22 protein-coding genes are annotated in these 22389 nt (G+C 42.3%); 2 read left to right on the plus strand and 20 right to left on the minus strand.

The features are described from left to right. Positions 1-169: 169 nt before the first annotated feature. From RR876_RS11770 to rpe, 5 genes are all read right to left on the minus strand, one after another. Entirely contained in the window at positions 170-1096 is a 927-nt protein-coding gene (locus RR876_RS11770; RefSeq protein WP_332478363.1) for a copper resistance protein B, read from the minus strand. Beyond that, positions 1083-1376, minus strand: a complete 294-nt coding sequence (locus RR876_RS11775; RefSeq protein ID WP_332478362.1) for a hypothetical protein — start codon at positions 1374-1376, stop codon at positions 1083-1085. Before RR876_RS11775 ends, RR876_RS11770 begins: the two co-directional genes overlap by 14 nt. After that, positions 1363-3231, minus strand: coding sequence for a copper resistance system multicopper oxidase (locus RR876_RS11780; RefSeq protein ID WP_332478361.1), 1869 nt, complete (start codon positions 3229-3231; stop codon positions 1363-1365). Before RR876_RS11780 ends, RR876_RS11775 begins: the two co-directional genes overlap by 14 nt. A 45-nt stretch (positions 3232-3276) precedes the next feature. Further along, complete coding sequence (locus RR876_RS11785) at positions 3277-3750, minus strand: hypothetical protein (RefSeq protein ID WP_332478360.1); 474 nt, start codon at positions 3748-3750, stop codon at positions 3277-3279. 431 nt (positions 3751-4181) lie between these two features. Further along, the gene (gene rpe, locus RR876_RS11790; protein WP_005400196.1) at positions 4182-4868 is read right to left on the minus strand and encodes a ribulose-phosphate 3-epimerase; all 687 of its coding nucleotides are present in this window, start codon (positions 4866-4868) and stop codon (positions 4182-4184) included. Positions 4869-5046: 178 nt separating this feature from the next. Between rpe and RR876_RS11795 the strand changes: the two genes are divergently transcribed. Next, positions 5047-5322 (plus strand): DUF2218 domain-containing protein, encoded by a 276-nt coding sequence (locus tag RR876_RS11795; protein WP_332478359.1) that lies wholly within the window; start codon positions 5047-5049, stop codon positions 5320-5322. A gap of 17 nt (positions 5323-5339) precedes the next feature. On the opposite strand, the gene RR876_RS11800 is transcribed toward RR876_RS11795, so the two are convergent. The 9 genes from RR876_RS11800 to RR876_RS11840 all read right to left on the minus strand — a co-directional run bounded on the left by RR876_RS11800 (position 5340) and on the right by RR876_RS11840 (position 13602). Next, positions 5340-6395, minus strand: coding sequence for a M48 family metallopeptidase (locus RR876_RS11800; RefSeq protein ID WP_332478358.1), 1056 nt, complete (start codon positions 6393-6395; stop codon positions 5340-5342). 10 nt (positions 6396-6405) lie between these two features. Continuing rightward, positions 6406-7515, minus strand: coding sequence for a YjgN family protein (locus RR876_RS11805; protein WP_332478357.1), 1110 nt, complete (start codon positions 7513-7515; stop codon positions 6406-6408). A gap of 126 nt (positions 7516-7641) precedes the next feature. Next, on the minus strand, positions 7642-8478 hold the full coding sequence (gene fghA / locus RR876_RS11810; protein WP_332478356.1) for an S-formylglutathione hydrolase: 837 nt from the start codon (positions 8476-8478) through the stop codon (positions 7642-7644). A 23-nt stretch (positions 8479-8501) separates the two neighbouring features. After that, on the minus strand, positions 8502-9878 hold the full coding sequence (locus tag RR876_RS11815) for a C13 family peptidase (RefSeq protein ID WP_262470785.1): 1377 nt from the start codon (positions 9876-9878) through the stop codon (positions 8502-8504). A gap of 123 nt (positions 9879-10001) precedes the next feature. Continuing rightward, the gene (locus RR876_RS11820; RefSeq protein ID WP_332478355.1) at positions 10002-10808 is read right to left on the minus strand and encodes a class I SAM-dependent methyltransferase; all 807 of its coding nucleotides are present in this window, start codon (positions 10806-10808) and stop codon (positions 10002-10004) included. Positions 10809-10813: 5 nt separating this feature from the next. Then, positions 10814-11638: an undecaprenyl-diphosphate phosphatase gene (locus RR876_RS11825; protein ID WP_325087180.1), complete on the minus strand. Its 825-nt coding sequence runs from the start codon at positions 11636-11638 to the stop codon at positions 10814-10816. Positions 11639-11650: 12 nt separating this feature from the next. Then, positions 11651-12316: a tRNA (adenosine(37)-N6)-threonylcarbamoyltransferase complex dimerization subunit type 1 TsaB gene (gene tsaB / locus RR876_RS11830; protein WP_332478354.1), complete on the minus strand. Its 666-nt coding sequence runs from the start codon at positions 12314-12316 to the stop codon at positions 11651-11653. A 129-nt stretch (positions 12317-12445) separates the two neighbouring features. Next, complete coding sequence (locus RR876_RS11835) at positions 12446-12976, minus strand: gamma carbonic anhydrase family protein (protein ID WP_332478353.1); 531 nt, start codon at positions 12974-12976, stop codon at positions 12446-12448. Between the two features lie 23 nt (positions 12977-12999). Next, complete coding sequence (locus RR876_RS11840; RefSeq protein ID WP_078426254.1) at positions 13000-13602, minus strand: CoA pyrophosphatase; 603 nt, start codon at positions 13600-13602, stop codon at positions 13000-13002. A gap of 123 nt (positions 13603-13725) precedes the next feature. Between RR876_RS11840 and RR876_RS11845 the strand changes: the two genes are divergently transcribed. Beyond that, the gene (locus RR876_RS11845) at positions 13726-14274 is read left to right on the plus strand and encodes an NUDIX hydrolase (protein WP_332478352.1); all 549 of its coding nucleotides are present in this window, start codon (positions 13726-13728) and stop codon (positions 14272-14274) included. A 59-nt stretch (positions 14275-14333) separates the two neighbouring features. Here RR876_RS11845 and RR876_RS11850 read toward each other — a convergent pair whose 3' ends face one another. The 6 genes from RR876_RS11850 to RR876_RS11875 form a co-directional block, all read right to left on the minus strand. Next, the gene (locus RR876_RS11850; protein WP_332478351.1) at positions 14334-16253 is read right to left on the minus strand and encodes a flagellar protein FilF; all 1920 of its coding nucleotides are present in this window, start codon (positions 16251-16253) and stop codon (positions 14334-14336) included. A 19-nt stretch (positions 16254-16272) separates the two neighbouring features. After that, positions 16273-17490 carry a putative pilus assembly protein FilE gene (gene filE, locus RR876_RS11855; RefSeq protein WP_332478350.1) on the minus strand — a complete coding sequence of 406 codons (1218 nt, stop codon included), beginning with the start codon at positions 17488-17490 and terminating at the stop codon, positions 16273-16275. Between the two features lie 29 nt (positions 17491-17519). Further along, entirely contained in the window at positions 17520-19184 is a 1665-nt protein-coding gene (locus tag RR876_RS11860) for an outer membrane protein transport protein (RefSeq protein ID WP_332478349.1), read from the minus strand. 12 nt (positions 19185-19196) lie between these two features. Continuing rightward, positions 19197-20345 (minus strand): hypothetical protein, encoded by a 1149-nt coding sequence (locus RR876_RS11865; protein ID WP_332478348.1) that lies wholly within the window; start codon positions 20343-20345, stop codon positions 19197-19199. Between the two features lie 45 nt (positions 20346-20390). Beyond that, entirely contained in the window at positions 20391-21224 is an 834-nt protein-coding gene (locus tag RR876_RS11870; RefSeq protein WP_004695004.1) for a C39 family peptidase, read from the minus strand. A 186-nt stretch (positions 21225-21410) separates the two neighbouring features. Next, positions 21411-22373 carry a DUF6160 family protein gene (locus tag RR876_RS11875; protein WP_087014839.1) on the minus strand — a complete coding sequence of 321 codons (963 nt, stop codon included), beginning with the start codon at positions 22371-22373 and terminating at the stop codon, positions 21411-21413. Positions 22374-22389 lie beyond the last annotated feature (16 nt).

A 22389-nucleotide genomic window follows, 5' to 3' on the forward strand; every position in this document is an offset into this window, starting at 1 on the left:
GTTCCTCCTAAATATGCCTCAAATTATAGCAAATAGCGCACCAAAATGAATTATTTTCACACTTAGAAATTATTAAAGCGCAAAAAAGAGTGATCTGAACCAGCAGATCACTCTTTCAGCACAAATCTGGTGCAATCTTGGATATTTACTTTAAACCTAAACGTCCGACTTAAAACTTAAAGCGAAGGCCCATTCCATACTGCCAACCTTTCTCTTCATCACTTTCAGCTTGCCAAGCCGTCGCTTCATTGCCTTTGCTATATTCATAGGCAATGTCCACATAAGGCATGACTTTTTTGCTAACTTCATAACGCGTCTCAAGACCGACGGCTACGCTACTGAGACCTGATTTTTTGGCATATTTAGAATCATCACTGAAAATAATATTCATATCTAAATAAGGTTTGAAAATCAGCTTTTGGGTCAGTAACAAGTCCCGCTCGGTTTCTAAACTAAACGCAGCATAGTTGTCTGCACCAGCATACACATAGGCATCAGTTTCAAAGAAATACGGCGCTAAACCATGTAGGCCAAGCACCCCATCCACTTTTTCTTCCGTATCCCATCCCTGCTGTTCATGCTCCACCTTTTCAGCTCGGTAACGTGCACCCGCCTGTACATCCCAAAAGTCTGAGATCATACGGCTATACAGCACTTTGGCATCATACTCAGCCTTATGCGATTCCTGCTTATCTGCATGTACCTTGATAAACAGCTTATTTTCATCTGTCCCAATACGGGTTTCAAACTCAGACTTTAAACCGCCATCGCCATCTTCATTCAGCAACCATTTGTTATCAACGGTGGTGACCGCATAAATTTGCGCACCGTGCTCTTTGCGGTGATCATGCGTATGTGCTGTTGAATCATGATTCATCTGCTGTACATGTTGTGCGCTAGCCTGTGGAACAGCTTGAGTTGGGCTGGTCATCGCCTGATGCTGTGTATGTTGTGACATCACGGATTCAGTAGTCATGGACATATTTGCATTTGCTTCAGCAGGCATATGATGCCCTTCATGCGCCATAGCCGCAGCACTCATTAACACGAAAGAACTGCTCACTATGCTTTTAGAAAAAAGATTAATGGTGCGCATGATGATCTCCTTTCTGAGCATTTGGCTGCTTGCTTGGTTGAGTCTGAACTTGCTTCTCCGATGAAGACTGACCCACCGCATTTTTCTGTTTAAGCATCTGAGCATGTTCATCGGCACTATGCTGATGATGCTCATGTGCCATTTCTTTGGACTGAACTTGGCTTGTTGATTTGGCTTTTTGTTTTTCATGCTGTGCATGAGATTCAGCAGCCATGGCAAACGAACTCAATAAGACACTAACAACTAGAGCAAAACCTGAAAAAAGATTAGTGATGCGCATGTTCATCTCCTTTTGGCTCAGCTTGAGCTGCTGTTTTTTGCCCTTGAATTGGCGTGGTGGACACTTGAGCGTCACTGACATTGGCCACAATCAGTTTATTCATCATGCCTGAGCTCATGTGGTAAAGCAGATGACAGTGAATGGCCCATTCGCCTAACTCATCAGCAGTTAGTAAAGCAGTCACTGTTTTGCCCGGTGGCACAATCAACGTGTGCTTATTCGGCATATTAACGGCGGCTTGCCCATTTTCCAGTTGCATAAACATACCGTGCAAATGCATCGGATGCGCCATCATACTGTCATTAATAAATTTGATCCGAATACGCTCGCCGTACTTTACTTTCAACGGTTCAGCGTCGCTAAATTTTTTCCCGTTGATGGTCCACAAATAGCGCTCCATGGTTCCGCCCAAACGAATCACCAACTCGCTCGTCACCTCACGGGTATCTTTTTGAGGCTCTAAGGATTTCAGATCACTATATTGCAATGCCTTATCACCTTTAGGGGTAGAGGCATTCGCCCAACCATAGACTGGTATAACAGCTTTCTGTACCAAACTTGCTGTCGTATTCTGTTGCGCATGACCCATCTGTGTATGATCCATCTCAGACATGGTCTCATGATTCATCTTTGAATGATCCATACCAGCCATCCCTTCATGATTCATCTTCGAATGATCCATTTCAGGCATCGCTTCATGATTCATCTTTGAGTGATCCATTTCAGGCATTGTTTCATGGTTCATCTGTGAATGATCCATACCTGAATGTTCTGAGCCATGTCCCATATCTTCCATGGTCAACAATGAGCGTGGACGTGGCGCAGGTATATCTATACTCTGTGCCATTGGGGTCAACTCATTGTGTAAAGTCCCAATGGCGTAGCCTGAACGGTCAATCGACTCTGCTTCAATTTGATAATGCCCTGCTTTCGGCTCCACGATCACATCATAGGTTTCAGCAGTTCCAATCCGGAACTCATCCACTGCAACGGGTTTGACGGGTTGACCATCTGCACTGACCACGGTCATTTTAAGATTAGGAATACGGATATCAAAAAAAGACATGGCGGAGGCATTGATAAAACGCAACCGAACCTTCTCATTCGGCTTAAACATACCTGTCCAGTTCTGCTCAGGCGTTTTACCATTGATCAGGAAGGTATAACCCGTGACATCCGACAGATCCGTTTTTAGCATGCGCATTTGGTTCCACATGGAACGGTCTTGCCACGCGGCTTTTAAGCCCTCGCGCTGCACTTGTTTCCACACGTCAGCAACAGTTTCACGCTGATTTTGATAATATTCAGCAGAAATCTTCAAATTCTTCTGAATTTGTTCACTACTCTGCTCATGGAAGTCCGACAGCATCACCACATAGTCACGCTCTGCTTTTTCATGCTGAGCTAAAGGCTTTTTGTCTTTGGGGTAAATAACCAATGCGCCATACAGCCCATCCTGTTCCTGTCCTTTAGAATGCGCATGGTACCAATAGGTTCCACTCTGACGAACCTTGAACTTATAGACAAATTCGCTCTTCGGCTGAATACCATTAAAACCGTTAAAACCGGGCACACCATCCATCAGCCCAGGCAAAAGCAAACCATGCCAGTGAATCGATGAATCCTGTTTTTTTAAGTTGTTTTTAACCCGAATGACCGCATCATCGCCCTCCTCAAATTCAAGCAAGGGAGCTGGAAACTGTCCGTTGACACTAATTCGCTTGAGCGATTTACCAGTTAAATTGACGGGACTTTCATCAATCTCCAATTGGTATTCTTTGACTGCGGCAAAGCTCCAAGAAGATGACATCAGACATACCCCAAGGATGAGGCTTTGTTTAAATTGAATAGACATGACTAAATCCTAATAATTTTAAAAATAAAGTTTTAAAAATCAGGATTAAGCTTTAGGAGGGCGTAGAATTTCTTGCCAATAGCCCACTAAATGTTGAGCTTGATAGCGAAAATGAGGGATTGATTGAACTAAAGCGGCTTCAAGCTGAACCAATGCGAACGGTTCAACCTCTAAAAGTGTCAGCGTTGTTTGGCAGTGATACTGTGCACACTCCTGACACTGAACTTGCTTATTTTGCAGCATATCCGATGCATGACAGTTGCTCTTCGCTGTCATGTCGGTTTGAACCATATGCATTTGATGTCCAGAGACTGGACTCGATGATTTCGTTTGATGACAGTCCGGCATGGTTTGCATACCTGCTTCATGCGCTGAACTTTGCTCACTGGTTGCAGCCTGCATACTTAGTTGCATCATTTGATGCATCGGCGCTGCCGAAGCTTGGGCAATACCACTCCACCCCATTACCAAAGTAATGAGTAAGACAAACCAAGAATGTGTCTTGAGCAATGAACGCACAATCAATCCTATTTAGTCAGTGAAGAATGATATTTCAACGCAACAAAACGCTCTTTACATGTAAATGCCTGACCTCTTGTTGCTGATCCCAATCTACAGGATAAGCAAAGAATGGTTTATACACAAGTTTATAAATTTAAATTCATTTACTGCGACGGTTTAGCACCTCAGCAGACTTAAACAATAAAGTTATTTTTTAAACAGTGCCATTTTTAAGCACAGATGAATAAAGCATCAGTAAAAATCAGGCTTTCACACCATAAAAAAGGACTCAAGTGAGTCCTTTTTATACATTTAACGTCTAAATACTAAACCATTGCTGTGTAAACGTTTGAATATTAAACAAGTTATCCATATCGTTATCAACATAGATATCCACCACCTTATCCATAAAGTTATCCACAGACTGTATGACATTTATACCTATGAGCTTAAACCTTTACCGCACCCACTTTTGCAAGCTCTGCTCGCATATCATCAATCACAACTTTATAATCTGGCTTCCCAAAAATAGCTGAACCAGCAACAAACATATCTGCACCCGCTTCAGCAATCTCGCGAATATTTGCAGGCGACACGCCGCCATCCACTTCTAAACGAATATCACGCCCTGAAGCATCAATAATTTTGCGTGCTTCACGTAGTTTGTCTAAAGTCATCGGAATAAATTTTTGCCCGCCGAAACCAGGGTTCACACTCATCAACAAAATTTGATCGACTTTATCGAGCACATAATCTAAATAATGTAATGGCGTTGCTGGGTTAAAGACCAAACCAGCTTTTGCACCGCCTGATTTAATCAACTGCAAAGAACGGTCGATATGGTCAGAGGCTTCTGGATGAAAGGTAATAATGTCCGCGCCTGCTTCTAAGAAGTCACCAATCATGCGATCGACAGGTTTTACCATCAAATGCACATCAATTGGGGCTTTGATGCCGTAGTTCTTGAGTGCCTTGCAAATACCCGCACCAAAAGTCAGGTTTGGCACATAGTGGTTATCCATCACATCAAAGTGAACCACGTCTGCACCTGCTGCAAGTACATGTTCAACGTCTTCACCTAAACGGGCAAAGTCAGCAGAGAGAATAGATGGTGCAATTAAATAAGGCTTGGACATGCGTGTACCTGGCTTATACAAAAGGGAATAAAGGCATTATAGCAAATTCAGCTTTTGAACTGGGCCTTGTAAAAAAAGAAAGCGTTAAGCTTTCTAAATTTGCAACGTAGCGTTGCAACATTCAACTTTTCATTTGGCTTGAAACTGTTATGTTAAGTGATCAATCGACGAGGTAAATATGAAAAGTACTGCGGATATTGTCACGACAGATGCGGCTCGAATTGCAAAACGACTGGTGAATCATTGGAAACATAAGTTTGAAATCGAACAAGAACCCAGTAATTTTACCATTATCATGCCTGAAGCCCGCGTACTGTTAAGTCCTCAAGCCGAACATTTACATGTCAGCATTGAGGCGAGTGAAGAGAAACTGAGTCACTTAGAACACGTAGTTTTAGATCACCTGATCCGTATGGGACAAACGCCACTCACGGCAACATGGACACAAGTTTAAGTCAGCGGCTGAATGAATTAGTTTGATAACCGTTGCTGTTGGTTAAATTGGCGAATAGCCGCAATACGCTCTTGGGTCGCAGGGTGACTTTGGAAGAATGAACCAATGCCACCTTCCTCCTCTTCTTCGGACTTCCCTTGCGGCTGCTTTTCTTCCTCTTCGGCACGTGCATCGGCTTCCATACGCGCTAAAAAGTTTGCCAAATGTAAGCTGGAGATATGGTTTTTATCCAGCACTTGCATGGCATACAAGTCCGCATCACTTTCAAAATTGCGTGAATAACTGGCACCAACCAAAGCCACGGGCAAAGTTGTAAATAAGGTCGAACTGTCCCCCGTCACCGCAATCAATAGCACACTAAAACCTAAACTGGATAAGGCTTGCTGTAAGCTATGTCGCTCGACCAAGTGCCCTTGCTCATGTGCTAAAACACCAATAATCTCATGATCATCTTGGGCAAGATTGACCAGTTCATCGGTCAGAATAATGGTATTGTTTGGCAGCGCTAAAGCATTCGTTCCAATTTGTCCGCCTGTACGAAACAGCACTTTCGCAGGTTGTCCATTGGCAACAAGGTCTTGATAGCTTTGTATAATTTGTTTTTGACGTGCAAGAGGGATAGTTGAAGGTGCCGTCAGCTTAAACACTTTATCTTGCGCTTCATCGCCGAGTTTATAGATGGTATCGGCAGGTAGTTGCATCGCGACATAATGTGCTGCGCTTGGAATACCCCATCTTAAAATGGCAAAGATAAAAGCGGCAACAAACACCACACTAAATAAGATGAGGCTTGGTGAGCGTTCTAATTTCCAAATCGAATGCTGTACATGCTTTTTGTTCAGCTCAAACCAGTCAGGCAATGCTTGTGGAAATTCAATCCGTGCATCATCTTTCAACTCAATCACAGGTTGAATCTGCCCCAATGCCCCAATCAACTGCATATCGGCATAGTAATAACGACGTTGCTGCTGGTTATAACAGATCAACACCGTTTCGCTATCTATCGGTGCAATCGTGGCTAGATAAGGCTTAGAAATCTGCCCATCATAAAAGGTGATGTTTTGTTCCTGCATTTAAGCCTCGTTACAGCGAAATATCGATGTCAAAAATATCACTCAGCTCTTCAGCTATCGCATTCGGATCATCTTGAGCCAAATTGTACATACGATCTGGATCATTTTTTAGGGTTAAAGTTAATGACTCAATTTGATACTGATACAAACGTACAGCAGCCCATGCCGATAACAAACCGAGCGAGAGGATTTTTAAAATCCAGTTGGTCATCACGATCCATGCATAATGCATCTGACCACAGTCCGTTTGGAAAGGACTACGCCCCAACGTGGCTTTATTCCATGTGGTAATAAAAATACGAGCCATCATCAACGGCCAAATCATAAAAGCAGCAATCATATAAATCACCGCCACGATGATCCCAAACTGGGTTGGAGAACTGCTCCCCACTTGAAGGGTGAAGGCAACGAATAACCCTAAAACAAAGACAATTCCAATAAACAAAAACACGGGCACATACATGGCACGCATATAGTCAGGCCAATCGGCATGTAGCTCAAAACGTAACTGCCCGAGTTGTAAATTATCCAGCGTGTATTTTTTAAAATACCAAAACAGCACTGGGAAAAAGATCCCGAGGGTAAAGATGTAAATCAAAATGCCTTTCAGCGCCAAGATATAGGCTTCTTTGGTTGTGCCTGTAAAATAAAAGCGGCTATTGCCAAATTTACTGTTTCTGGCACGAAAGCGAATAGTAGAACGTACCAACCACGGCACAAGTAGAAATATGACGAGGAAACCAATTAAAGAAGCTTGCCAAGATACCTGAGCCAAAGCTGAAGCGCCAAAGTACACGCCCAATGCAATAATTCGACCAATCAGGATGCGTGTAGGTACACCCGTAAAATCAAACTTGCGGCGATAAAACACCGTGTTGCCATAAAAATAGCGTAAGCGTCTAACCTTCGCCCAAGGTGCATATAAACTGAAGGTAACAATGGTCAATAAGATATTCACAATCCAAATGCCAAAGTACTCTCGGGCATTACCACGGAACTGGAAACGAAAGGTCTGTCCCAAATAGGCATTTGGTTCATCGGTGGGAACGGCTGGTGGAGGTGGCCAGCTTGCTTCAAAAGAAGCCTCTACAGGTGGCAAAGATGCCTCTGAATTTTGCATGTATACCCTATCTATTATTTTACTGTTTTATTTTTTAAGAACAAAAAATCAATCACCCAACCATGTTAATGCCAGTGCTGGATGATTTCTAGTCAAAAATTAAGAATAAATATGACAAATCAAGATTTAAGATTCGAGCTGTACGGCATGAAACTGAAGGTGATCATCGATAAAACTTTGAATAAAGTAATAACCATGGTCATAGCCTGCATGTTCACGAAGAGTCAGTGGCTGACCCGCAGCCTGACAGGCTTGCTGAAATAATGCAGGATTAAGCTGACTATAAAATTGATCACTCAAACCCTGGTCAATTAAAATATCGGCAAAATGGGCTATTTTTGCTTGGACCAAAGCGGTTGCATCATGTTTCAGCCACTCAGCTTGATCTGAACCTAAATAGTTTGAAAACGCTTTTTCGCCCCAAGGACATTGGCTTGGTGCACAAATCGGAGCAAACGCAGACACCGACTTAAACTTCTCAGGATGTTTCAAGGCCAAGGTTAAAGCGCCATGACCGCCCATGCTGTGCCCGAAAATACCAATACGCTCTGCTTGTACAGCAAATTGCTGAATCACTAAATCATACAACTCTTCAACAACATAGCTTTCCATCTGAAAATGCTCAGCCCACGGTGCTTGGGTGGCATTAACATAAAAACCTGCCCCTTGCCCAATATCCCAATGATCACCTTGCGCAACCTGTTCACCACGAGGAGAAGTATCAGGCGTTACCAAAATCAGCCCTAGCTGAGCTGCTAAACGTTGTGCGTGCGCTTTAATGGCAAAAGTTTCTTCGGTGCAGGTTAAACCTGCCAAATAAAATAATGTTGGACACGCTTGCCCCGCTAGCGCTTGAGCGGGTAAATAAATACCAAACTTGCTCTCGCCTTGAAGGCTGATGGAATTAAATCGGTAAATACGCTGTTCACCATCAAAACTACGGTTAGATTGTACTAATTCCATCAGGGCTCCTTTTTAGATCCAAATTAAGGGCTTGCAACAGCTTTAGGTGGAAACAAGCGCTGTTCAAGTTGAGGAAGCATCAGCTCCATATTTTTACCCATTGACCACTGCGGTTCAGAGGGTTCAAAGCCTTGTGCTGTTTCCCATTGGCTCACGGTTTTTTGTGCTTGGCTAAACGCCGTTTCTATACTGTTTTGTTCACGCATCGCCTGATCGAAAAACGCCCGACCAAAATAAGTATAATCGGCTTCATTGGTACACCCAAAAGACTGCCGGTCTGCCGCCGAAGCAGTAATGATCAAGGTATTGTCATTTTGCAGTGCTGGTACAAAACTCCCAGAGAAACACGATGAAATAACAATCACACGCCAGCGAATGCCCGATGCATCTAAGGTTTCGCGTAACCATTTCGGGTCGACCTGAGTTAAGTCTAAAGGTGCATTTTCCATTTCGAACTGGTTCGGTAAACCATGCGAAGTCATATATAAAAATAACACATCGCTTTCACGGTTCATCTGCTGTCCCATACGACGCAGCGCCATTTCAATACTGTGTTTAGAGGCAATCGGAATTTCTGTTCGTGTAGCAGGGTTATTCACCAACATCATCGAACGGCCCAACGTACCAAAACGCGTGTCGAACTGTTCTTTGATTCGCTCAACTTCCGAACGGAATACATCTTGATAACTCGCTCCCGCCACACCAAGGAAATACCAATGTGACTGGGCAAATTCACCATATTGCACAGACTCTAGTGCTTTATTGAGTAAGCGACTTTGTGCATAGAAGGCATCTTCTGCAAAGGTTGGTGGCGTTTCTTCTACTTTCCAAATCGGCTGACTGGTCACTGACATTTGCCAAACCACAAGGGTAAACAGCGTGGCCAAGACAATCAGGGCACGCTCCCACCAAGGCCATTTCAGCTCACGCGAAAACACCCACACCACCGCCAAACTCTGCCAAACAAACAGTACCATGAACACATTCGGCAGGTAGTCGTAGAAGAAATACGGCAGGACATCAATCATGCCCAAATATTGGATAAAACTTTGTAATAACGCGATATGCGTATCCAACACCAACCAAAGCAGTGCTGGTACCAACATCAAACGCGGATTATTCACCCGTTGAGACAGAAAAATCCCGACAATCAGGGCAATGAAAGGCCAAAGCGCATAACTGACCAAACCTTGTGGGTTAAAGTCACCGATCTCGCCTGCACTCAACCAGCTAAATAAAGTATTGGCTGAGCCGCCTAAAATCCCCCAGAAGATGAGCTGCATAATCGAAGGATGGACAATTTGCAAAGAACGTCGTGAACCTAGAAACAACCACATCCCCGCAGTTTGGTTGCTTTTAAAATCATGCCAAAAGTTGATGGAGGGTTTGAAGTCGATCATAAGATTCTAATTAAATTGTGACTTGCGTAGGGACACACTAAGTTTATGCTTGATCAGCATTTTATCAATGATGTTTTTAACTATATAACAAATCTTTGCATACTTTTGAAGCAATCTTCCACTTCAGTCTAAGCGTTCATGCTGAAAATAGGCATCAAAACGGCATGCATCACCCAGCCACTGATGGGTAGTTTCTTGATTTGCCAAAAATACGGCCAAGCGAGGACGTTTGACCACCACCCGTTTTGCCACTTTTTGCGCTAAGCCAAGCAGATTATCGCCCAAATCCATTTCACCATCTTCAGGCAGTAACATATGTAAAAGCTGCATTTGCTTTTTTACTTGCGCCTGTTTTTTCACCGCTTGCTGATTCTGATCACGTTGTGGAAACATCGGATCTAGATAAACCACATCAACCGTATTGCCCTGCTCTGCTTGTTGCTGCAAATACTGTGCGGAATCTGAAAAAACCAAGTCAATTCGAGTCACCACAGGGTTTAAGAATGCATCCTGTAAAGCCTGTTCCTTACTTGACTCTAACAGGGTGAATAAAATGGGATGGCGTTCTACCAAAGTGACATTGGCACCCAAATGTGCCATGAGCAGTGAGTCATGCCCAAGCCCAGCCGTCGCATCAATGAGCTTAGGTTTTTCAGTCAAGTGGCAAGCACGAGCAATCATTTCAGACTTTAACGATGCACGCTTTAAACGTGGAACTTCAGCTTTCCAATCCGGCTGCATTTTCATGCCATTGGCACAAAGCCAAAGCCCATCGGCATCGGCACACAAACCCAGTTCAGGATGAAAACGGAAGAAACGTGCATTTAACTTTTCGGCGACTTCGATGCTGACGTCTACCCCACGAGAAAAAAGCACAGCAACATAGTGCTGTGCTTTTTCTAAATGCTCTTGTTCTACATATAAGCGCATTGGGCTTACCATAACGTCCAACCCGTAAAGGCAAACAATAGAATCACTAAGCCTGAAGCGATGCGATACCATGCAAAAATCATGAAATCACGCTTCGCCACATAAGCGACTAAAGCACGAATCAACAGTAAAGCCGAGATAAAAGAAACAATAATGCCTGTTGCCAATACGATCCAATCTTGTTGTCCATCAAACACATGCGCACTTTGGTACAAATCTAACAGACCCGCACCAATAATTACTGGAATACCCAAGAAAAATGAAAACTCAGTCGCCGCTTTACGCGATACACCTAAGAACATCGCGCCAATAATGGTTGCCCCTGAACGTGATGTCCCTGGAATTAAAGACAGCACTTGAATCAGACCAATCCAAATCGCATCTTTGATACTCAGGTCTTCAACTTCATGGACGCGCTCTTGTGGTGGATGTTTTTCAATCCAAATAATAATCAAGCCACCCACAATCAAACCAATGGCAATGGCAATATCATTAAATAAAAGCTCTTTCACCGTTTGGCCAAATGTCAGACCAATCAGCACAATAGGAATCGACGCTAAAATTAGCCCAATCCCAAGACGGCGACCTTGGGGTTCACCACTAAAAATCCCCGTTGCTGCTCCCCACAAACGTGCCCAATATTCATAAATGACGGCTGCAATTGCCCCCATTTGAATGGCGATCACAAAGACATCACTTTTTTCTTTGGTCCAGAAATTCATGAGTTCTGAAGCTAAAATTAAATGTCCAGTACTCGAAATGGGTAAGAATTCAGTAATACCTTCAACAATACCCATAATTGCCGCTTTGAGCAGCAGTAAAAGATCCATAAAAAACCCTAATTATGCTTTGCCCTGTTCCGGGATTTTTTTCCAAGCGTTATCACGTAAATAGACTGGAAGTGCAAGTTCAGCACTCACCCAGTGTTGTTGCTGTGCATTCTTGCGCGCAATTGTGGCAATATCTTGCGCAGTTGCACTTAAATCTTTGTATTGTATTTGTGATGGGTCAATTAAGGTTGCGCCTGAACCAACTAAAATAAACGGTGTGCATTCAGCAGCCGCTGCATAGCTTAAAAGCTGTTCTTTATCGAATGCTTGCATGATGCCATCTGCATCTAATTGAAAACTTGCAATATAGACTTCACTCATGCGAGCGTCTAAAACTGCTGTGACTGTGGTTAGACCATGCACACGATGTGCAGCTTGTGCGAGCGCTTGTAAAGTTGAGACAGGAACCACAGGCAAATCATTCGACCATGCCAAAGCTTGAGTCACGGCGGCATTAATACGAACGCCGCTAAAAGAACCGGGACCACGACTAAAAGCGATACAAGACAAATCTTCTGTCTTAATATCCAACTGTAAAAACCCTTGTTCAATCATTGGGAGAATCGTTTGCGTTTGTGCTTTTGCGCGCGTATCCAATTGGAAAAAAAGTTCTTTATTTTCATCTACAATAGAGACGGAACACTGCTCATTTGCAGATTCCAATGCCAGCACTTTCATGCACAACCTTAATGATTTAATCTATAAAAACGTGGCTATGATACTCCACTCAAAAGCACTAGGCGAGATGTTCTCAGAACAGAGCTAAAAAAGCCTAGAAAAATCTAGGCTAAATGGGAAAAAATAAGCTTATAACTGTGCCAGCTCTAAATCGATAAATTGTTTAAAGTGTTCTGCATAATGCAGTGCACTCATTTTCAAACGAGCCTCAGCCGTTTCATCCAAAGTTTTGACGACCTTACCCGGTGAGCCCATGACTAGAGAATTATCTGGAATGACTTTACCTTCCGGAATCAGTGCATTCGCGCCAATAATACAATTTTTACCAATCACGGCATTGTTTAAAACTACGGCATTAATCCCAATCAGACTATTATCCCCCACAGTGCAACCATGCAACATCGCTTGATGCCCAATCGTGACATAATTGCCAATATTCATTTCAATCCCAGCATCGGTATGTAAAACCGCATTTTCCTGAATATTGGTAAAGTCCCCTAAACGAATTTTGCAATTGTCTGCACGTACGACCGCCCCAAACCAAATACTGACCTGTTGACCCAATTCGACTTGACCGATCACTGTAGCATTTTCCGCAACCCAACCATTCCATGGTTGATGCATTGCTTGTGGGGAATGACCTTTAAATTTGTACAACATATTTTTTCCTTAAAATATTCAATTTACTTGGGGAACCGAAAAGTCGGTGAATTGACTAAAAATGGCCACTCTTTATGGTAGCCCAGACCATATTGAAATAAAGCAACTAACATCCGTGCTGTCAGCCCCCAAACAATTTCATTTTCCACCCGCATGCTAGGAAAATAGAGAGATTGATGGGCAAAACGAACTTCATAAGGTACCGCCGGCACTTCCATCAGCTGTTTGAGTGATGCAAAGAAAATACGATCAATTTCTGTCGGCTGGGCAACCAGTTCAACTTCAGGCGGAATCAGTCCAACCACAGGTTTAACCAGCATGCCATTACGGGCTTTTTGCATTGGCAAATCACCGAGCAACTGTACATCAAAAGGATTCAATGCGGTCTCTTCATAGGCTTCACGCAAGGCAACCACGATATTACTGGTATCTTGCGGATCTCTTTTTCCGCCAGGAAAAGACACTTCGCCAGCATGATTGGATAGATAAACAGAGCGGCGAGTCAGTAAAACTTTGGGATCGGCTTCATTGGTGATCGCTATTAACACAGCTGCATCTGCCGATTTAATTTTGCTTGAAAACCGTAACTGTTGCTGCAGTATGCGTGTTAATGAATGTTCATCCATTGAACGTCGTCCCCATCATTCTTTTTTTCATCATAGCTGAATTTAATACTGAAAAAAGAGAAATGATGCCAAAATTTAATTTTTAAGTTATGCTGAGTCTGAACTTTATCATTGATGATGAATATGGACTTTTGCAGCAATTGCGGACAAAGAACAACAGAACAAATCCCGCTTGGCGACCATCAATTGCGTCGTGTTTGCACCTCTTGTAGTTCTATTCATTATGTGAACCCTAAAGTGATTTGTGGCGCACTCGCACTTTGGGAAAATAAAGTATTGTTATGCCGCCGCGCTATTGAACCGCGTTATGGACTATGGACTTTACCAGCAGGTTACATGGAATTGTTTGAAACCATGGAACAAGGTGCTGCACGAGAAACCCGTGAAGAAGCTGAAGCGGAAGTTGAAATTGAACAGCTATATTGCATGTACAATATTCCGCGTATTGGTCAAATTTATGTGCTCTTTAAAGCGAACTTAGTGGATGGAAAATTCGGTGCTGGCGAAGAAAGCATTGAATGTCGTTTATTTGAAGAAGATGAAATTCCTTGGTCAGAACTGGCTTTCCCAAGTGTCGAACATACCTTACGTCACTATTTTTCCGACCGTAAAAGTAATCAATTTAATCTTCATCTCGAAACCCTAGGTACACGCTTAGACCATACAGGTTAATGTTGCCTAATATCAAAAAAAGCCCATCGATGATGGGCTTTTTTGTATTTACAACGATATTATTTTGCTAACACCTTATAGCAATCAGCAATTTCAATTGAAACTTCGCCTTCACGGAAGTCCGCGGCCGCTCGATTGGCGATGCTATTTTTTTCATAATAGTTATTCAAATACGCTTTATAGATATTGGTCCACTTTACCCCTGCACCAGAAAAATCACTGAGGGAAATAGAAGCACTGTCATTAACATTGGCAGACAATAAATTGCCTAGATTAACGCGTGCCCCACCAATCACTGTAGAGGTTTGTTTTCCTTCACTATTCACATCACTCACAATATTGGTATTTGCACCAATAACTGCACCATCAATTTTATCAAAGATAGGATTTGCCAAAAGGATACGGAAGGTTACAGCTTTATTTGAAGTATCTGTCGCACCCAGTGTTCCAATTCGGTACTGTACTTGATTGTTATCTGTCGTTAAGGTTGCACCCGTTGTTAGTAGCGATGTACACGATGTCGTTTTATTACTAGCGGACTGCATATCAGTACGAATATCACCCGACTCATCAATTGCAATGCCTAAAGCTACGCTATCACTAGAGTTTTTTGCCTTAAAAATTAAGTTGGCATACAGTGGAAAAATATACTTCTGCCCAGCCGCTACATTGTTCTTAGACTTAAATACATCATTATCTAAATAGCCAATTGGAAAAATTTTAAAGGCATCAAAAGAACCTTTGAAGGTATCTGTGCCATAGTTTTGCTGCCATAAACCATAGGACGATGGGCTAGCATTCGGATCCTTGGTTAATTGTTTATAAAATTTTTCCGTCCCTGCAATTAGATAGTCATTAAACAACTTGCCTTGGGTAATGGTGAAATCATCCGAATTTGGATCTGTCAGATTAAACTTAAACGGTTGCTGAATACTTTTAGTTAAGGGGTTAATCCAAGACGTTTGCGCTAAAGCATTCATTTTAGCAGGTTCAATATTTTTCAATAAATCGACCGTCACACTGGTTGCCAAATCACTGCCTAATTGCTCTTTTAATGGTCCACGCCACTGTACACCTGAACCAAAGGTATAACCTTGTCGATCCGTTAAAATAATAAAGCTTCCAATTAAATGGCGAAGATTAGCAGGACTGGTCTTGCAGTCTGTAGCATTACAACCATATAAGCCTTGCGGTAAACCAATCCCTGTCTTGTCCGATAGGGCATTTGCAAAAATCGGGAAGTCGGCTTGGTAGGTGGCAGAGTTATTCATAAGCACCAATGTTTGGACCACTTTAAAAGCATCCTCATTGCTGATTTGGCTGACATCAATCCATGGTCGGATTTTATCTACATACGCTCCTGAGGCATAATCTTCAGCACTAATCGATGCCAAGAGAAGTGATAAGTCTGCTTTTTTAGAGGCTAAAATACCAAAAGGTTGTACATCTCCAACCACCCCAGCACCACGCTCTAGACCTAAAGCTTGAAAAATTTTCGCCAAAGCCATCGCAATTTTTACGGTCTTATCGTTTGGACTCAAACTGGTTGCAGCCGTTCCACCATTTAGCCCTTTTGCCATATCTAAAATACTGAGGCGTGGCAGTGAGGCTGAAACAGTACTCACATTACCAATTTCAGACAAAGGAACTGTACCAAGTTCGACTTGTTTATCCGAACTTCCAGTCAACAAGAAGTGAATTTTGTCCCCTTCAGAGCATCGGCCTGTTGCCGCATTGGTTTTCGGCTCCATCAGAGTCATATACGTATTATCGGGGTCGCTACTACAGACAAAGTTAATTCCATCAACTGGATAATCCAAGGCAAACTCAACACAGTTTTTATCTTTCAGCAAACAGCTTCCGTTGACAGAATTCACTTGATTCGGCTCTGGATTCACATTGGCACTTTCTCCACCACAACCAGCTAAGGCAACAACCAATGTCGACAAGGTAAATGGCCATAAAATTTGTTTTTTCATTTTCATACTCTATTTATTTTTAGCGAATTGCGATTAATTTTAACTGACCGTGATTGGTTAGAACTTTATGTTCGACATCTACAGCGGAAGAGAGTGGTGTTAACAATAAATAATGACTTTGCTCAGGTACATGTAAAATACCTGCGATCATTTCATGCGATAGCATAGAGGGTGAGTTTTCATCATTTTTAAACCCTCCTACTCCTTCAAGCACACAGGCATTCTGGTCTAAGAACACAGCAAAAGGCCAATAAAATGTGGGATCATTTTGTGTAGATGCATACGAATTTAATTGAATATTTTGAATATTGCTGTCCACTTTGATGATTTCAAATTCAAAATTTTCTTTTATCGGCTTTTTCGGCCAAACATTAATATCGTGATTGGCTTGTAAGCTTTTTGCTTTTTTCAGTTTTTTATTCTTAAAACAGGTTTGTCCTAAGCTATCGATCGTGTCTTGTTGTGACATTCGGTAATAGGTCGATGCTAAGGCAATCGGTGCTAAATTGTCTTTTTGCTTTGGTTTAAACATAGAATTAAGGACAGATTTACTCACCCCTTTTTCTCGCTCAATGACCTGAAAGCGAGTCGCTCCAGTTTTATGATCAATCACCCCTTCAGGCATGGTATAAAAACGGCGTTTGCCTTCTAAGTTAAATTCACGGTCTTCTAAATATTCATTGCGAACGTAATCAGCTCCATCCATTTGACTAAACATGCTTGAGGATGCATCTGTTTTTTCTGCACTTACCGGATTCGTATGCGTTATGGTTTGAGGCGTTGATGTAGGCTTAATGGTTTGAGTACTACCCACTTGGGCTTGTGGGATCTGCTGAGTGGTTTCAGTCACTTTTTGTTGAACCAGCACCTTGGTTTCAGTTTTACCTAATAGACGCTCAAACTGAGTCACTGTAGAAGAAGTGACTGGCTTCTCAGCAGAAAGTTTCTTTTTTTGCGCAGGCTTTGTATCTGATAAACGAGCCTTCATTTCGGTTACAGGCTGTATCTTTTGCGGTGCAGATTCCTGAGCGGACATTAGTACTGGTACTTTGACCTCAGCGACTTCACGCGTTAACTTTTCTTCCTGCTTACGGTCCTGTTTCACTTGCTTTACAGGGGACTCACTGGCTTTGCGTTGTACCACCATCGGTCTACCATCTGGACCAATAATCGTAAAGAACTCCCCCGCAACACTTGCACTCGAAATCCAACCCAATAAGCATAGTGATGAGGGCAATAAAATCCTTTTTATTGTATTCAATGTGCTTACCACCGTGTTCTATAGTTCAACCCTAAAATCGTAATGGTTGTATCTGTTTTTACATTTAAACCCGCATATGGGTTTAATAAAATATTATTTACCCCAGTTTGGTTCGCTAAGCTACTAGAATTTGCAGGAATTTTATCTCGGCTTTGCAAAAAACCAATGGATAGATCTAAATCAGTATCTGCATCAAAACGATAACCGACACCTAAACCAAACAAGCGTGCATTGTTAATTGGTACCATCGTATTGCGTTTATCATCAGGGATCGCACTGGTGCGTGGCTCATAGCCTGCACGGAGTTTTAAACGATCTGTTGCAGAATATTCAATCCCAATACCGTAGTTCCACGGTGACTCAAAAGCCAAAGGTAAAGCCAAACTACTATCTGAAATATTGGCTGAAAGTAATTTTGCAATTTTGAGCGCAGAAACTTGACGGTCAAATTCAAATTTAAATTTGTCCCATGCCTTATAATCAGTCCAACCCACATCAACATTGACTTGTAAGTCGGGTAAAAGTTTATATTTAATCCCCGCTTGGAAATGTGCTGGATATTCTAAATCCATCGATACCAGTCCCGACTCGCTGGCTGGTACCGAGTTCGGGAAACCTAAAACAGCAGCCAAAATCTGCCCTGTTGGTGAAGACATCAGCCCCTTAATCATCTCACGTGGTGCTTTCGAGTTGTCTATGTGATATTTACCTTTCATCCGCATTTTGGCAGCACTTTGGTAGACCACACCAAAACTAAAATCTTCTGTCGGCTCCCACAGTACACCTAAGTTATAGCTTGGACTCAGAGACTGTTCTGCTGAAAGTTCGAGTTGACCAAAACGCCCAAAAGGATTCATCCCCTCTTCTGCATTACACATCCCCAGCAAGAGAATGTCAGTAATCACATCTGAGTTTTCTTTGAATGGGGTACAGACCACATCATCAATCATCCGCAGCATCCCAATCAGCTCATTGGGAAAACGTAGATCATTTTTTAATGCCAATGCTTGATAAGACATCCCAATTGAACCACCAATGGAAAGCTGATCATTGATTTGGTAGGCCATAGACGGTGATAAATAGGTGATCCGTTCTAGCGCAACTTGTTGTCCCATAAAGTTGCCAGGATTGCCATCTTCCGCACCGAATCCTGCAATTAATGGCGCATACATGGCTGTTGCAAACGTCATTTTAGAGCCCGGCGGATTATATGCTATACCCGCAGTCGGGGCAGCCACAGGCATACCTTTGCCCAAGTCCACCATTTTTTTCAAACCAGGTACATATAAGCTCGGGTATTCCACATCACCGCGGACCGGCCCTTTAAAGTCGGTACAGATATCAGCATCAACTTCAGGCCCATCATTACAAACAATCGGGTCATCTGAATAGCCAAACACGTTATAACCTGCGGGAACAGAGAACTCACGCTCGATATTAAAATCAGCGAGAATACCCTGCACATCCGTTTGCAAACCTTCAATTTTGGTCAGAGCTGCTGGGTTAAAGTGAATAGCACTGATCCCTGGCGGATCAGCAGTGACCGCATTTCCCATAGCCAAAGAGCGAATATCAACTGATAAGTTTTGCCCTAAAGCAGCAAAGGTAACACTAGAATAGCCCGTTAATAATATGGCAGACACCAAAGGGCTAAGTCGGATATTTTTCATACGACTCCCCTATTATTTAAGCTTTTTTCCAAAACCAAGAATATCTAACGGGAAAGACAACCCTAATGACACATCAGGTGCATCTTCTGTTAAACCAAGGCCAACCGTCCCATTCACAATCGTTTCAGGTGAGACGCGTACACCTAAGGAAATCGCAAAAGTTGAGCTGGTTTGATCTGCTGGAGAATAACTTTCTCCCGAGCTATAGGTAAATTCAGCCCCAGTATTGAAACTTTGCTGGTATGACATCGTCATCGAGACATCATAGTTAAAAGAATAGGCAAAGCCGAAGGCAAAACCACCGCTAATCCCAGGTTCAAACTCTTCAATCACACGGCTACCACGGCGCTGATCTAAGCCCGATTCTTTGAAACCATAGTTTGCAGACACCGATGCAAACAGCACCACGGGATCAATATATTTACGCGTACTTGCCCCAACTCCTGCTGAATAATACCCCTTGCCTGTTGCTAAGTCTGAAGTGGCATTAATTTCATAAGGACTATCCCCAGTTTTGGTGGAAACGTTACCAAATAAAATCAAAGGCAAACGTCCAGCTTTGAGTGGGAACGGTTCCCATCGTGCACCAAAGGAAATGTCCCCAAGACCTGCTGTCGAGGTGTCTTTTAATAAGTCTGTTTTAGCAACTAAAGGCAATGATGCTGTTAAGGTTAAGTTATCTCTTAAACCATACTGTGCCGTAAAGGTATTGGTTAGACTGTGCGTTGCATTTTCTTGTACCCGCAGTTGATAGAGCTGACCTTGTGCCATCTCTAAATCAAGTTGAGTATCTCGGTAATAGGTATAATCGATGTCGTAATAAGATGAAATATCACCTTGTTTAATTAATGAATACTGACGTTCATTTGAGGTAAAAACTTCTTCTAAGTTTGTCTCTTTAGTTGCATCACCTTCTTGCTGTTGCAATGCAGAAGACGCTGCTTGTTCAACACTTCCAGTAGTTACGGATGCTGATTTTGCTGGTTGCTCAGGGGCACTTGTTTGATCCGATTCAATTTGCTCTTGTGTCTGCTCCGCAGCTTGTTCTACCTCAACGGTTTCATAGCCTCCTAAACTCGGTTCTTCCGCAGCATAAGCGCCCCCAAGAATCATCTGCACACTCACTGCGAGCAGTGTTTTATTCATCCATGTTTTCATCATTGTCCCTTACCTACACCCTTGTTCTTGTTTTATTTTTTTCACACTTTACTTGTTTTTATAATAAAGCCTGAGAAAATTGTATGTCGGCTGTCCATAGTATTCCGACTCTTTATTTTTATTACGCTCTAGGCGAATTGTGGATGCACGATCGGCTATTTTTTCCATATAGTGTTGCGGATATTGAATATCGACGAGTGCATAGCGATTGACCGTAGCATCATCTACATGTCGCAGATCGGCTTCCTGTAAAGCCAACATATTTTTACGCATTTCGGTTGGAACATTAATTAAAAACAACGTGTTATTTTCCCAAACATCTTTGAAACGTTGCTCATCAAAACTAATATTTCCTAAAGCAGGATCGGCAACATAGACCCGTCCATCTTTATAGCCCTTATACACCACAAAATGCTTAAAACCAGCATAGGAGATCGGAACAATTGCAGGTTGACCTTGCTTGACCAAATCCTCAAATTCCCCCTTATAGCCTCCACTTTCTAAACCAAGTGCAGTCACAAAGCGTTTCATGTCCAATAAAGAAAAACTACGACGCTCAATAATTCGCTCATATTCGCCATAGCGAAGCAAGCCATCCATGGTTTGTTGTTCTGTGAGTTGGGCACCGACATAGCCATTGATTAGGGTGGTCAGTGCTGCTGAACCACAACTATAGTCATAAGCTTGACGGACAATGCCTCGAAATTGATCTTCTACAGCAGGGTTAATTAGGACAGGTTCATGATGCATTCTGGTAAAAGATGCATTACGAGAGTCTAAAACTTCAGTATAGTAAACCGCTTCCGCTGGTTTTTTCTTAATATCAAAGGCTTCGGTGGCAAAGTAATACATCATTGCTGAGCCCAATGCGATCTCTAACATAGCTTTTTACTTTTTTTAATAATATAGGCATCCCGCCCATTTTTTGTTTTTAGAGTTAATACTCTATATCCATACATTCAAGAAGATACTGTGTTTTATCTAAAAAAAATAGTCTTTTTTGCATTTTTTATGAATATATTTTAGAAAAAAAGCGCGTGAATTCACGCGCTTTCTTAAAGTCTAATTTTAGTGACCAGAAATGGTAATCACAGCACCTGGCATGTATACACCAGCAGCTGGGCTAAAGTAAGTTTGCATACCTTGAACCTCTACATCACCAATGGATGCAGCATTACGGCTACCCAAATGTACACCTTTAACATAAGTATCGTGCGCGCCACTTGTGCTAATCATACGAATATAGCCCTTATTCGCACCCTCTTCACCAATCACACTAATTTTTTGATTCAGTGTTAAATCTAGAGAATTTGCATCTGCAACTTTAATGCTTTCAACAAAGATTTCGCCTGCAGCACGTGTTGCTGTTTTAGTTGAATTATCTAAGATACCTAAGTTTTTAATTTCTAAACCGCCCACCATAGTCGCACTTAATTGGATCATTGCGCCTTGCGGTGCAGCGCCTAGTTGGATATTTGCAGACATTGGACCTGTTTTCAGTGATAAACCACTTAAAATCGGGTTGACAGTGCTCGTGCTACTACCACCACGGCGAATAGATGTAGCCCCTGCTGCTGGCAAATCGCCAGAAGCAACCACACCAATTTGACCAATTTTAATATCTAAACCTGAAACTTGAGCTGCAATGTTAATAAATGCATTACCACCGTTTGCATCTGTGTCAATTTGCAAATCAGCTAAGTTACGAGAAGGAAGTAAGTATGCTCCTGCATTATCATAGTTTGCACCAATAATAATACCGTGATTTTCTAGCGTATCACCCGCTATACCATTACCTTGAATAACGATAGCACCAGCAGTTGAAGTACCACCTAGAGATGTAGTCGCTAAACCATCATTATCATGAACAAAAACTTTACCAATTTCGATTTTAGAAATACCAATACCGATATTTATACCATCTTGACCTGTAGCGGCACTGAGCGAAGCGTCATCCATTGCTTGCATTGCCATTGCATTTGCACTGATTGCCATTGAAGAAACTAAAGCAAGTTTAGTAATAATTTTCATCGTGTTCCTCTCCTAA

It is taken from the genome of Acinetobacter sp., from assembly GCF_036666595.1.
Taxonomy (GTDB): domain Bacteria; phylum Pseudomonadota; class Gammaproteobacteria; order Pseudomonadales; family Moraxellaceae; genus Acinetobacter.